The following is a 13,526-nucleotide window of genomic DNA, read 5'->3' on the forward strand; positions in this document are numbered from 1 at the left end:
TCGCGACGGCCTCCCCGGCGCGGAATGCCGTGCCGGGGAGGAACGAGGGATCAGCTCTCGTAGACGAAATCCGCGCCGAGCTTGCGCAGCTTCTCGATGAAGTTCTCGTAGCCGCGCGAGATGATGCCGAGGTTCGTGACCTTCGTCTGCCCCTCGGCGGTCAGGCCGGCGATGAGGTAGCTGAAGCCGCCCCGTAGGTCGGGCACCTCGATCTCGGCCCCGGTGAGCGGGGTCGGGCCGGTGATCACCGCGGCCTGCTCGAACTCGCGGCGCAGCACGCGGCGGGTGTCGTCATGCAGCCCGTCCTTGTAGACGCGGATGTCGGCGCCCATCTTGTTGAGCGCGTCGGTGAACCCGAAGCGGTTCTCGTAGACGGTCTCGTGGATGGTCGAGACGCCCTCCGCCTGCGTGAGCGCGACCACGAGCGGCTGCTGCCAGTCGGTCATGAAACCGGGGTGCACGTCGGTCTCGATGGTCACCGGCTTCAGCGCCCCGCCGGGGTGCCAGAAGCGGATGCCGTCGGAGTGCACGTCGAAGTCGCCGCCGACCTTGCGGAAGACGTTGAGGAAGGTCATCATCTCCTCCTGCTTCGCCCCCTCGACGAACACGTCTCCCCTGGTCGCGAGCGCCGCGGCCGCCCAGCTGGCTGCCTCGTTGCGGTCGAAGATCGCCGCGTGGTCGTAGCCGCGCAGCTCCTTCACACCCTCGATGAAGATGACCCGGTTCGGCTCGACCGTGATGATCGCACCCATCTTCTGCAGGATGCAGATGAGGTCGATGATCTCGGGCTCGATGGCCGCATTGCGCAGCTCGGTCTGCCCCTCGGCGAGCACGCTCGTGAGCAGTACCTGCTCGGTCGCGCCGACCGAGGGGTAGGGAAGCTCGATGTTCGCACCCTTGAGACCGTTGGGCGCGGTCAGGCTGATCCCGCTCGGCAGCTTCTCGACCACCGCGCCGAACTTGCGCAGAGCGTCGAGGTGGAAGTCGATCGGCCGATCGCCGATCCGGCAGCCACCGAGATCAGGGATGAACGCCTCGCCGAGCCGGTGCAGCAGCGGGCCGCAGAAGAGGATCGGGATGCGCGAGGACCCCGCATGAGCGTCGATGTCGGCGTGGTGCGCCTGCTCGACGTTCGACGGGTCGAGACGCCATTCGCCCGGATCCTCGCCCTTGGTGATGAGCACGCCGTGCAGGGCGAGCAGACCGGCCACCACGCGGATGTCCGAGACGTTGGGCACGTTGCGCAGAACGCTCGGGGTCTTGCCCAGCAGAGCCGCCACCATGGCCTTCGGCGCGAGGTTCTTCGCGCCGCGCACCTCGATGCGCCCCTTGAGGGGCCTGCCGCCGTTGATGATGATCTCATCGGAGGTCAGGCCGACACGAGCGCCGGCCTTCTTCGCGTCCTGCCTCAGGCCCGCGGCGGTCGCCTCATCGTTCATAACGGCGACGTTCGCGTCGTCGTTCGGTGCGTCCTGCTCGCTCACGCGGCCTCCAGCGGGGTTGTGGTCGGCATCCACGACGGGCGCCGAGCCTCGAATTCAGAGATTGCGGACTCGTTGCGGAGGGTCAACGAGATGTCGTCGAGCCCTTCCATGAGCCGCCAGCGAGTGTAGTCGTCGATCTGGAACGGCACACTCAGGTTGCCCACCGACACCGTGCGATCCTCGAGGCTCACCGTCAGCCGCACGCCGGGTTCCGCGTCGATCGCGGCCCAGAGCTTCTCGACGTCGGCCTCCTCGACCTGTGCGGCGAGCAGCCCCTGCTTGCCCGAGTTGCCGCGGAAGATGTCCGCGAAGCGCGGCGAGATGACCACCTTGAAGCCGAAGTCTCGCAGCGCCCATACGGCATGCTCACGCGAGGATCCGGTTCCGAAGTCGGGACCTGCGACGAGGATCTCGGCACCCGCGAACGCGGGCTGATTGAGCACGAAGTCGTCGCTCTGACGCCAGTGGTAGAACAGGGCGTCGTCGAAGCCGGTCTTCGTGACGCGCTTCAGGAAGACCGCGGGGATGATCTGGTCGGTGTCGACGTTCGAGCGCTTCAGCGGTGCCGCGACGCCCGTCATCGTGATGAACTTGTCCATGATTACGCAGCCTCCGCGTTCTCGGCGGCGATACCGGCACCGTCCGCATCGTGGGTGATGCCCTTCGCGGCATCCTCGGTCAGATCCCAGGGGCTCGAGAGCGTGCCTCGGATCGCGGTCGCCGCAGCGACGAGCGGCGAGACGAGGTGCGTGCGCCCGCCCTTGCCCTGGCGCCCCTCGAAGTTGCGGTTCGAGGTGGAGGCGCAGCGCTCCCCCGGCGCCAACTGGTCGGGGTTCATGCCGAGGCACATCGAGCAGCCGGCGAAGCGCCACTCGCCGCCGAACTCCTCGACGATCTTGTCGATACCCTCGGCTTCGGCTTCGAGCCGCACCCGCGCAGATCCGGGTACCACCATGAGGCGTACGCCGTCGGCCTTCTTCTTGCCCTTGATGATGCCCGCGAACGTGCGCAGGTCATCGAGGCGGCTGTTGGTGCAGGATCCCATGAACACCGCATCTACCGCGATCTCCTTCATGGGGGTGCCCGCCTCGAGATCCATGTACTCCAGCGCCCGCTCGGCCGCGACGCGCTCGTTCGGATCCTCGATCTCGACCGGGTTCGGCACACGATCGCTCAGCAGCACGCCCTGCCCGGGGTTCGTACCCCAGGTCACGAACGGCTCGAGCTCGCTCGCATCGATGAACACCTCGCGGTCGAAGACGGCGCCCTCGTCGGTCGGCAGCGTCTTCCAGTACTCGACCGCACGATCCCAGTCGTCACCCTGGGGAGCGTGGGGACGGCCCTTCACGTACTCGAAGGTGGTCTCGTCGGGCGCGACCATGCCCGCACGCGCACCGGCCTCGATCGACATATTGCAGATCGTCATGCGCCCGTCCATGCTGAGCGAGCGGATCGCCGAACCACGGTACTCGAGCACGTAGCCCTGCCCGCCGCCGGTGCCGATCTTCGCGATGACCGCGAGGATGATGTCCTTCGCCGTGACGCCCGGGCGCAGTTCGCCCTCGACGTTGATCGCCATGGTCTTGAACGGCTTGAGCGGAAGCGTCTGCGTGGCCATCACATGCTCGACCTCGCTCGTGCCGATGCCGAATGCCAGCGCGCCGAACGCGCCGTGCGTCGAGGTGTGGCTGTCGCCGCACACCACGGTGATGCCGGGCATGGTGAGGCCGAGCTGGGGGCCGACCACGTGGACGATGCCCTGCTCCTTGTCGCCGAGCGGGTGGGCGCGAACGCCGAACTCCTCGACGTTGCGACGGAGCGTCTCGATCTGCAGGCGGCTCGTCGGATCCTCGATCTGCCGGGTGATGTTCACCGTCGGCGTGTTGTGATCCTCGGTCGCGATCATGAGATCCACACGGCGCAGGGGACGATCGGCCATGCGGAGGCCGTCGAAGGCCTGCGGGCTCGTCACCTCGTGGATCAGGTGGAGATCGATGTAGATGAGATCGGGTTCGCCGTTCTCGCCCTTGACGACGACGTGGTCGTCCCACAGCTTCTCGGCCAGAGTTCGGGGCTTGGTTGCTTCAGTCATACGTGCGCTTCTCTATTCCGTAACTTGCACGCGCGAACACGCGCGATCGCTTTCGGCCGTGCCTGACTCCGCGACGGGAGGGCCGAAATGCTACACCCCGTCGCGGCAAGGAAGAAGAAGCTGCCGACGACGCATGATGAAGAGTCTACCACCGGGCGATCAATCCTCTGGAGTGTCCGCGGCTCCGAGGTGCAGCCGCTGACCGCTGCGCTTGGCGTCGCGATTCATCTTCACGACGCTCGCGATGGTAGCCACCGCCATCGCGGCGACGATGAAGCCGAGCGAGAACCAGATGCTGATGTCGGGCACCCATTCGACGTGGTGCCCGCCGTTGATGAACGGCAGCTCGTTCTCGTGCAGGGCGTGGAAGACGAGCTTCACGCCGATGAACGCCAGGATCGCGGCGATGCCGTACTTGAGGTACTCGAGCTTGTCGAGCAGGCCGCCGAGCAGGAAGTAGAGCTGACGCAGACCCATGAGCGCGAACACGTTGGCGGTGAAGACGATGAAGGGGCTGCGGGTGATGCCGAAGATGGCGGGGATCGAGTCGAGGGCGAACAGCAGATCGGTCGTGCCGAGCGACACGAGCACGAGCAGGAACGGCGTCCACATCCGCTTACCGTCGACCGTCGTGCGCAGCTTGCCGCCGTCGTAGTGGTCGGAGATCGGCATGACCTTCTTCACCTGACGGATGATCCAGCTATCGCCGCCGTGCTCCTCCTCACCCGGCTTCACCTGCTGCCAGGCGGTCCAGATGAGCCACGCGCCGAAGAGGAAGAAGATCCAGATGAACCGCTCGATGAGCGCCGCACCGGCGAGGATGAACAGACCGCGGAAGATCAGAGCCAGCACGATGCCGATCATGAGCGCGCGCTGCTGGTAGGCATGCGGCACCTTGAAGCTCGCGAGGATCAGCACGAACACGAAGAGGTTGTCGATCGAGAGACTGTACTCGGTGAGCCAGCCGGCGAGGAACTCGGTTCCGTGCTGCACATCGCCCAGCAGGAAGATCGCCCCGGCGAAGAGCAGCGCGAGCAGCACGTAGAAGCCGACCCAGAGGCTGGCCTCGCGCATGCTGGGCACGTGGGGGCGCTTGATGATGAGGAGCAGGTCGACGACGAGGATCCCGACGAGCAGAATCATCGAACCGATCTCGAACCAGGGTGGAAGAACAGGTGCCACGAACATCTCTTTCGGTGCGGCGCGGGTACGCGGATGAACCGAAAGTCTCTCCCCGGTGACTCCCCCGGCGATCCGGCGAGATGACACCGCGCTCGCACCGGCCGGGCCACGGAGCCCGGCGTACTGACGGCGCGAACGAAACGGAATACTCCCTTTCGAAGGCACCAGCATACCCGAACCCGGGCGATCCGCGGATCAGCCGCTCGCGAGCCGCCGCGTCTGCTCCCAGCGGCTAAGCGATCCGCCTCGCTACGATGTGATTCTCAACCGCAGACGAAAGGACGCCCGTGATCGACCGTTCGACCCCGCCGATCGACCGCAGCACCGCTCGCGGCCCCGGCCCCGCCTCCCGCACGCTCGCGGCCTTCATCTTCGCGAGCCGCTGGCTGCAGGCTCCCCTCTACCTCGGGCTCATCATCGCGCAGGCCATCTACGTGGTGCTGTTCTTCATCGAACTGTGGCACCTCGTCGAGAACGTGATCGTCACCGGGCATATCACGGAGACCGACGTGATGCTGAGCGTGCTCGCGCTCATCGACATCGTGATGATCGCGAACCTGCTCATCATGGTGATCATCGGCGGCTACGAGACCTTCGTCTCGAAGATCCGCGTCGAGGGGCATCACGACGAGCCCGAGTGGCTCTCGCACGTCAACACGAACCTGCTCAAGGTGAAGCTCGCGGTGTCGATCATCTCGATCTCCTCGATCCACCTGCTCAAGACCTTCATCGAGGTCGGCCGCATGGACGAGGGCGTCGTGCGCAACGCCGACGGGTCGGTGCTCTACTCGTGGGACGGCGTGCTATGGGAGGTCGCGATCCACCTCGCCTTCATCGTCTCGGCTCTCGCACTCGCGTGGATCGACCGGATGAGCCACCACCACCCTGCGGTCAAGCAGGATCAGGTCACCGCGGGCCGCATCGAGGCCAGGCTGCGCGAGTCCGCACCGGCCTCCGACGACTACGTCACCGTGCGGGTCCCGGCGGGAACGCAGTTGCCCGAGGGCGCCCGCGTCGTCGAGTAGATCCGGCCGCACCCCCGAAGACCGAAAGGGGGCCCGGCTTCGGCCGGTCCCCCTTTCGCGTCAGCTGCGACTCAGCTGAACTGGTTCATGGTGTTGTCCTTGCCGCCGGCCTTGAGCGCGGCGTCGCCGGCGAAGTACTCCTTGTGATTATCGCCGATGTCGCTTCCGGCCATGTTCTGGTGCTTGACGGTCGCGATCCCCTGACGGATCTCCTGGCGCTGCACGTCGCGCACGTAGGTCAGCATGCCCTCGTCACCGAAGTAGCCCTTGGCCAGGTTGTCGGTCGACAGCGCCGCCGTATGGTAGGTCGGCAGGGTGATGAGGTGGTGGAAGATGCCGGCCCTGGCGGAGCCGTCGCGCTGGAAGGAGCGGATCTTCTCGTCGGCCAGCCTGGCGAGCTCGGTGCCGTCGTACTCGACGCTCATGAGGTTGTCGCGATCGTAGGCCGAGACGTCCTCCCCCTGCTCGACGAGCAGATCGTAGGCCTGCTGACGGAAGTTGAGAGTCCAGTTGAACGACGGGCTGTTGTTGTACACGAGCTTCGCATTCGGGACCGCCTCGCGAATGCGGTCGACCATACCGGCGATCTGTTCGACGTGCGGCTTCTCGGTCTCGATCCACAGCAGATCCGCGCCGTTCTTCAGCGAGGTGATGCAGTCGAGCACGACGCGGTCCTCGCCGGTGCCCTTGCGGAACTGGTAGAGGTTCGAGGGAAGGCGCTTCGGGCGCAGCAGCTTGCCGTCGCGCTTGATGACCACATCGCCGTTGCCGAGATCGCTCTCGGAGATCTCCTCGACGTCGAGGAACGAGTTGTACTGGTCTCCCAGATCGCCAGGCGTATTCGTGACGGCGAGCTTCTGGGTGAGGCCGGCCCCGAGCGAGTCGGTGCGGGCGACGATCACGCCGTTGTCGATGCCGAGCTCGAGGAACGCGTAGCGCACAGCGTTGATCTTGGCGATGAAGTCCTCGTGCGGAACGGTGACCTTGCCGTCCTGGTGCCCGCACTGCTTCTCGTCCGAGACCTGGTTCTCGATCTGGATCGCGCAGGCGCCGGCCTCGATCATCTTCTTCGCGAGCAGATAGGTCGCCTCAGGATTGCCGAAGCCGGCGTCGATGTCGGCGATGATCGGCACGACGTGGGTCTCGTAGTTGTCGATCTGCGACTGGATGAACTCAACCGCGGTCTCGTCGCCCGCGCGGCGGGCCTCGTCGAGCTGGGTGAACAGCAGGTCGAGTTCGCGGGCGTCAGCCTGGCGCAGGAAGGTGTAGAGCTCTTCGATAAGGGCCGGCACGGCGGTCTTCTCGTGCATCGACTGGTCGGGCAGCGGGCCGAACTCGGAGCGCAGGGCGGCGACCATCCAGCCGGAGAGGTAGAGGTAGCGCTTCTTCGTGGTCTCGAGGTGCTTCTTGATCGAGATCATCTTCTGCTGACCGATGAACCCGTGCCAGACGCCGAGCGACTGGGTGTAGAGCGACGAATCGGCATCGTACTCTGCCATGTCGCGGCGCATGATGTCGGCCGTGTACTGCGCGATCTCGAGCCCCGTGCGGAACCGGTTCTGGGCCCGCATCCGGGCGACGTGCTCGGGGTTGATCGCATCCCAGCCTGAGCCGTTCTGCTCCTTGAGCGCCTCGACGGCCTCGATATCGTTCTGGAACGCAGTCATGCTGACTCCTTCGTGTGATGGCGGCTAGCTCGGATATGAACTACTTCTACTTTGGGGCAGCCCGGACACCCTCCGTGCGCCAGATCAGGTGTGAAGATTCACGATATTTCTGCGCTGCGGAAAATCTGACCCTGAGCGAGGATTTAGGCCGCCCCCTCCGCCACACGCCGCGCCCCCGGGAGCAGATAGGCTGTATGGCGGACCTCGCAGCGGGTCTTCGCGCGAGTGGCGGAATTGGCAGACGCGCTGGATTTAGGTTCCAGTGTCCTCGGACGTGGGGGTTCAAGTCCCCCCTCGCGCACGCGAACGAAATGACCCCTGACCTGGGATTAAGTTCTCCGGGTTGGGGGTTTTCGCATCGGAAGTGCTAGAAAAGGTGCTAAGCCTTGCTCAGATGGGCGGCGAAGCGGGTCACAGCCGACCGCTCCATGGTCGGTCGGGGTGACGTGGGAGTAGATGTTCATTCAGAAGAACAGGGATGAGTTAGAGGAGCCTGCGCGGGGCGGAGGAGGGAAAGCGAAGCGTTGCTGCGTTGGGCGAGTATTCAGCGCTTATCGACGAGGCAAGGCTTGGCTGCCATCGACGGGAGAGTGACTGCGCCGCGATCGACAGCAGGGTTCTACGTTTTCCGTTTACTGACCATGCTGATCTGTCGCAACACAGGCGATGAGGTGAGCGAGTCGCGCGATGGTGAGCAGGCCAACTCCGACCGCTACTGCTAGGACCGCGATGACGGGGATCGGTGCTGCAGCGAACAGGATGGGCCAGGTAGCGGCGCGCCCCAAGATAGCGGAGCCCCATACGGGAACTGTGAACAGCACCGCTGCCACGACAGCGCCGATCCCGACCGTGATGGCGGCGCGGATCTTCCCGAGACGCCTTGCCCAACGCGCGCTCCGCACAATCCCTCGCGTGCAAAGGCTGAGAAGCGCAATGGTGACGAGGGTGATCACGATGTCGCGGCCCGGCCCCGGTGCTGATGGCGGGCCCTGGAGTTCCCCGGTCGACGACGCTTCATACAGCGAGGCGGCTATCTCGTAGGGATCCGGTGCCGAACTCGCCTGCAGGACTGCTATGCCGGTCTCGCCCGGGAACAGCCCCTGGTAGGCACCGGTCCCGGCGCCGACACCGGAGTGTGAGACCCGCTCGACGCCGCCATCAGCTGGTGGGCCGCTGTACCAGCCCAGCGCATACAGGCCCCCTTCCGGTGCTTGGCGGCGGTGCATCTCGTCGCGCATTGCCGTGGACAGCACCTCCCCACCACCGGGCAGCACACCGTGCTGGAAGCGGAGCCAGATGCCCAGGTCGTGAGCCGTGGATGTCACGCCACCAGCCCCAGCGACCCAACTGTCGGGACCGGTGACTCGAACCGGTGCCCCAAACGCCTGCGCATGCCCCGGAGCACTCTGAACCTGACCGCTGGTGGACGCACTCGTAGTCTCATCCATTCCTAGCGGGTTAAGGATGTTCTGTTGCAGATAGGTATCCAGATCTTGGCCGGAGACTTTTTCGATGAGCTGGGCGCAGATCCAGTAGTTGGGATTCGAGTAGGCCCAATCCGTTCCGGGGTCGAAGGCAAGTCGACTGCGCGACAGCAGTTCGCCTGCTTCTCGCGGAGTCTGCGGTCCGGCAGCGTATTGGTCGAACCCGAGCGTCGCGTCGCTGATTCCGCTCGATTGATTCAGGAGTTGTCGCACAGTGATGCTCTCGGCACGCTCGTCATCGAGTCGCAGATCCGGTAGATACTGCGTTACCGGCACATCGAGGTCAACCCGTTTCTCCTCGACGAGTTGCATGACCGCGGTCGCGGTAAACGATTTCGAGAGCGACTCGATGCGGAATGGTGTGTGCTCATCGACCGGGCGACCGTCGACCTGCCCTGCGCCAGCTTCCACCGCGATCTCGTTCCCGTGTGTGACGACGACGGCGATCGCCGGAACTCCGCTCGCGACCACCTCATCCAGCCATCCCTGGACGTCCTCCTGCGGTGCAGCCGAGGCGGCCTGGATAGGCATGATCTGCGGCATGAGCGCGAGGGCCACGCCAATGGCGGCGGCCACACGAGTGCGCGTGAATCGGGAGTGCGTCGTCGTTGCTATTGTTACCGTTCTGCTCATGCATCTCACGGTAGAAACTGGTGAACGCGCGGCGGCAGGGCCGTCCGGCCCCTCCTCGCATAGCAAAGTACCCCCGAACGGCGGGGTGTATGCAGAAAGGAAAGGCCGGGAGAATATGAAGCATGTCCGATGTCTTGGTTTGGGTCGCGATCTCGCTGCCAGTGTCCGTCGCGGCTGTGCTTACGGGGCGTCTGCTGCTGTTGCGCCGTCAGGAGGCAGAACTTGGTTGGGAACTCGCAGCGCAGAAAGAATCGCGCGCCGTCGAGACCGAGCAGCGTATCCGTTCGGAGCATGCCGCCGAGCTTTCGCGGACGATCCACGATGACCTCGGTCATCGCCTCACGCTCGCTTCGATCGAGGCCGCCGCTCTACGCACGCGCGCAGGCACGGATCTCGCACCCGATCTCGAACGGTTGCGGGCTTCCATCGCAGAGTGCGTCGAGGCGCTGAATCGGTCAGTCAGCGGTCTCAGCCTGGAGGCAGAAGGCTCAGGATTGGAGGAAAGCATCGAACACATCGCCGATACTGTCCGTCAAACTGAGACCCCGGTGCAGGTCGATATTCAGGTCGCGAGGAACCTGGCTGGATCGACGCCGTCGTCGACCACGACCAGCACCGCGATTTCGGTGGTGCGAGAGGGATGCACGAACGCGCTGCGCCACGCACCCGGAGCACCGATCCGCATCCGTATCCGAAGCGACCGTGGCGAGGTCGTCATCGGTGTGGAGAACGATGCAGCCGATACCGCGGTCGGGCCGACCATCGCACCCACAGGCGGACGCGGACTGCGAGGGCTTCGCACCCAGGTCGAAGAGTTGGGCGGTTCACTGAAAACCGGACCCAGTGGTGACGGTTGGCATATCCGAGCGAGTCTGCCGCTACAGGCCACCACCGGAGTGAACGAAGCTCGACATGCGCTCGCGCATCGGCGCCGCCGAACGCGGCGGATGCTTATCGCTCTTCCCGTGGCGACTGCCGCGCTCATGATCGCGATTCCCGTGGGCATGGTGCTCGGTCAGGCTGCGCTCTCCCGCCTTTCCGCCACAGATTTCGCCGCCATCACCGTCGGGGAATCTGAGAGCAGCGCCCGCTCCCGGCTTCCGATTGTGGAGATGGAAGCACCGCCGCAGCAAGTGGGATCAGGGGACTGCCGCCACTACGAGTCGACTTTCAGTCCCTTCGAGCGAACCGAGGTCTACGAAGTCTGTTTTACGAACGGGCAAGTGAACTCGACGACGATTATCCCAGCACCATGACCCCGGCACCGAATGTCAACGACGGTTCCCAGGCGATCCGTGTCGCACTGATCGACGACGAACCGCTCATCCGAGCGGGCCTGCGCACGATCCTCGAAAACGATCCACGCATCCGTGTCGTCCTCGAACACGGAGACGGTCTCGGCATCGTTCCCGCGGTACGAAAGGCTCAGTGTGACGTTGTGTTGATGGACGTGAGGATGCCGGGCCGATCGGGGCTCGATGCGATCGCAGACCTGCGCGCGGCAGGGGTACCTGCGCGACTGGTCGTGTTGACGACGTTCGCCGACACTGAGTATCTGCGACGAGCTGTAGAAGTGTCGGTAGACGGATATGTGACGAAAGCCAGCGCCCCGGAAGACCTGGTCAACGCGGTGCACACCGTCCAAGCTGGCGGTGCGGCATTATCGCCCGTCGTGGCCCGCTGGTTACTGGAGAACGCTGCCGGTCCGATGGCGAGGCAAGCCGACGCCCACGAGCTTGTCTCACGACTCACCCCGCGTCAACACGAAGTCCTCCTCGGGATCGCACGAGGAGAGGACAACGCCCGAATCGCCAGCAGCTTGTATCTCTCCGAAGCAACAGTTAAAGGCTATGTCAGCGAAGTGCTTCAACGCCTCGGCGTAGAGCGTCGAGTACAGGCCGCCGTACTCGCCCATCAAGCCGGTCTGCTCTAGTCAACCAGACAAATGATGAGTGCTCCGATACGAACTAGCGAGTTGAAGCCTCGTAGCAGGTCGGCCAAGGGTGTAGCCCGAACCGAGGTTCCACGGTTCTCCAAGCCGCAAGAAGTGCTAACGAAAGTGCTAAACAACCTGTAGGTCGGGGTATCGAGATGGAGTTATCCACAGGTCAGATGTCGTAGATCGTCGGTTTCATGCGGCAGAACGCTCTACGAGATTCGCGGCGCGAGGGGGCCGAGGTCAGTTCAAGTCCCCCCTCGCGCACAGAATGAGGGATGTTATGACCCGTTTCTTGGACAGCCATCTCCCGATCGTCGCCGCCCCGATGGCGGGTGGCCCCACGACGGTCGCGCTGGCGCGAGCCGTCGCTTCGGCCGGAGGCTTCCCGTTCCTGGCCGGCGGCTACAAGTCACGCGAAGCATTGGCGCAGGAGATCGCCGCCGCGCGTGCGGCGGATATCGTCTTCGGCGTCAACCTCTTCGTGCCGTCCGGTGAACCGGCGGAGGAGGCCGCCTTCGCCGCGTACGCGGAGGAACTGCGAGCCGAAGCCGACGCGTACGGGCTCGAACTGGACCCGTCTCCCGTACAGGACGACGACGGGTGGGGCGAGAAGCTCACGCTGCTGACCGAGGCTCCCGTGCCCGTGGTGTCATTGACCTTCGGACTCCCCGACCGTGCCGACATCGCCGCCCTCCGAAGGGCTGGCACTCGGGTCATAGCCACGGTGACCTCACCCGAGGAGGCCCGGCTCGCGCGGGAGGCCGGCGTTGACGGCCTCGTCGTCCAGGGCTCGCAGGCGGGCGGTCACAGCGCCGTGTTCGACGGCGCCCGGGACCCCGAACCGATCACGACCGCCGCGCTCGTGCGGCGCGTGCTGCAAGCCGTGGATCTGCCGCTGATCGCCGCGGGCGGGGTCGACGGGCCGGGGGCCGTGCGCGAGCTGCTCGAGGCCGGCGCCCAGGCCGTCGCGGTCGGAACGCTGCTGCTCCGCACGGACGAAGCCGGCACCTCGCCGACGCACCGAGCCGCCCTGGACTCCCCCTCGTTCACGGAGACCGTGCTCACCCGGGCCTTCACGGGCCGGCCCGCGCGCGCACTGCGCAACGGATTCATCGATCGGCATCAGGCGGCGTCGATCGACGGCTACCCCGCCGTGCACCACCTGACCCGATCGCTTCGCGCGGCAGCGGGCCGGGCCGGCGACGCGGATCGATTGCACCTCTGGGCCGGTACCGGCTGGCGCAGCGCCCCGACCGGTTCCGCCGCCGACGCCGTCGGGTGGTTGGCCTCAGAACTCGACTGAGCCCCCGATCGCATCCGGCCGCTTCGACGTTTGGCAATGCCCCACTGGTGCACTATTCTGCACTTATGGATCAGGGGGCGGAGTCGCTCGCGCGCGCGATCGGCGCTCGAGTGAAGCAGGAGCGGAACGCTCGCGGATGGACGCTGGATCAGCTGTCGGAGCAGGCCGGGGTGAGCCGCCGGATGGTCGTGAACGTGGAGCAGGGCGGGGTCAACCCGAGTGTGGGCACGCTGCTGCGGCTCTCCGACGCTCTGGGTGTGGGACTCCCCTCCCTCGTCGAGGCTCCTGCACCGCGGACGGCGAAGCTCACTCCGGCCGGCGGCGGCGCGGTGCTGTGGGCCGGGGAAGGTGGCGGGCGCGGCGTGCTCGTCGCCGGTACGGAACCCCCGGACGTGGTCGAGCTCTGGGACTGGACACTGGAGCCCGGTGAACAGCATCGGAGCGAGGAGCACGCCGCCGGTACCCGTGAGCTGCTCCAGGTGCTGAAGGGCTCGATGATCGTCGAAGCCGGAGACGAGGCGCACGAGCTGGCCGTCGGGGACGCCCTGTCCTTCTTCGGCGACGTCCCCCACTCCTACACCAACCCCAATGAGGCACCCGCGCGTTTCTCGCTCTGCGTCTACGAACCGGGCGTCGGCCGCCAGCACAGAAACGGAGCCGTGGATGTCTGAGATCCTCGACGGCCCGCCGCCTGGTCGGGGCACGATGAGCGCGCCC

The 13,526-nt window shown here is 65.5% G+C and carries 11 protein-coding genes and 1 tRNA gene; 6 read left to right on the forward strand and 6 right to left on the reverse strand.

Going from position 1 to position 13,526, the window contains the following annotated elements; translation table 11 throughout:
• Nucleotides 1-50: 50 nt before the first annotated feature.
• The 4 genes from murA to AC0KXF_RS01875 all read right to left on the reverse strand — a co-directional run bounded on the left by murA (nt 51) and on the right by AC0KXF_RS01875 (nt 4,764).
• Nucleotides 51-1,439, reverse strand: a complete 1,389-nt coding sequence (gene murA / locus AC0KXF_RS01860) for a UDP-N-acetylglucosamine 1-carboxyvinyltransferase (protein WP_223045145.1) — start codon at nt 1,437-1,439, stop codon at nt 51-53.
• Between the two features lie 41 nt (nt 1,440-1,480).
• Nucleotides 1,481-2,083 carry a 3-isopropylmalate dehydratase small subunit gene (leuD, locus tag AC0KXF_RS01865; RefSeq protein ID WP_473107578.1) on the reverse strand — a complete coding sequence of 201 codons (603 nt, stop codon included), beginning with the start codon at nt 2,081-2,083 and terminating at the stop codon, nt 1,481-1,483.
• Nucleotides 2,084-2,085: 2 nt separating this feature from the next.
• Nucleotides 2,086-3,576: a 3-isopropylmalate dehydratase large subunit gene (leuC, locus tag AC0KXF_RS01870; protein WP_473107579.1), complete on the reverse strand. Its 1,491-nt coding sequence runs from the start codon at nt 3,574-3,576 to the stop codon at nt 2,086-2,088.
• Nucleotides 3,577-3,735: 159 nt separating this feature from the next.
• Complete coding sequence (locus AC0KXF_RS01875) at nt 3,736-4,764, reverse strand: TerC family protein (protein ID WP_473107580.1); 1,029 nt, start codon at nt 4,762-4,764, stop codon at nt 3,736-3,738.
• Between the two features lie 281 nt (nt 4,765-5,045).
• On the opposite strand from AC0KXF_RS01875, the gene AC0KXF_RS01880 reads away from it, so the two are divergent.
• Nucleotides 5,046-5,783 (forward strand): TIGR00645 family protein, encoded by a 738-nt coding sequence (locus AC0KXF_RS01880; protein WP_473107581.1) that lies wholly within the window; start codon nt 5,046-5,048, stop codon nt 5,781-5,783.
• Nucleotides 5,784-5,854: 71 nt separating this feature from the next.
• Here the strand turns inward: AC0KXF_RS01880 and AC0KXF_RS01885 are convergent, their stop codons facing one another.
• Nucleotides 5,855-7,450, reverse strand: coding sequence for an isocitrate lyase (locus tag AC0KXF_RS01885; RefSeq protein ID WP_473107582.1), 1,596 nt, complete (start codon nt 7,448-7,450; stop codon nt 5,855-5,857).
• A gap of 219 nt (nt 7,451-7,669) precedes the next feature.
• Here AC0KXF_RS01885 and AC0KXF_RS01890 point away from each other — a divergent pair.
• Nucleotides 7,670-7,751 (forward strand) — tRNA-Leu (locus AC0KXF_RS01890).
• A 331-nt stretch (nt 7,752-8,082) separates the two neighbouring features.
• Here AC0KXF_RS01890 and AC0KXF_RS01895 read toward each other — a convergent pair.
• On the reverse strand, nt 8,083-9,567 hold the full coding sequence (locus AC0KXF_RS01895; RefSeq protein WP_473107583.1) for a serine hydrolase domain-containing protein: 1,485 nt from the start codon (nt 9,565-9,567) through the stop codon (nt 8,083-8,085).
• 122 nt (nt 9,568-9,689) lie between these two features.
• Here AC0KXF_RS01895 and AC0KXF_RS01900 point away from each other — a divergent pair, with 122 nt between their 5' ends.
• From AC0KXF_RS01900 to AC0KXF_RS01915, 4 genes are all read left to right on the forward strand, one after another.
• Nucleotides 9,690-10,823, forward strand: a complete 1,134-nt coding sequence (locus AC0KXF_RS01900; RefSeq protein WP_473107584.1) for a sensor histidine kinase — start codon at nt 9,690-9,692, stop codon at nt 10,821-10,823.
• On the forward strand, nt 10,820-11,500 hold the full coding sequence (locus AC0KXF_RS01905) for a response regulator (protein WP_473107585.1): 681 nt from the start codon (nt 10,820-10,822) through the stop codon (nt 11,498-11,500). The genes AC0KXF_RS01900 and AC0KXF_RS01905 overlap by 4 nt, the downstream gene beginning before the upstream one ends.
• A 286-nt stretch (nt 11,501-11,786) precedes the next feature.
• Nucleotides 11,787-12,809: an NAD(P)H-dependent flavin oxidoreductase gene (locus tag AC0KXF_RS01910; protein WP_473107586.1), complete on the forward strand. Its 1,023-nt coding sequence runs from the start codon at nt 11,787-11,789 to the stop codon at nt 12,807-12,809.
• A 65-nt stretch (nt 12,810-12,874) separates the two neighbouring features.
• Nucleotides 12,875-13,480: a helix-turn-helix domain-containing protein gene (locus AC0KXF_RS01915; RefSeq protein WP_473107587.1), complete on the forward strand. Its 606-nt coding sequence runs from the start codon at nt 12,875-12,877 to the stop codon at nt 13,478-13,480.
• Nucleotides 13,481-13,526: the final 46 nt, after the last annotated feature.

The organism is Leucobacter holotrichiae, assembly GCF_055791005.1.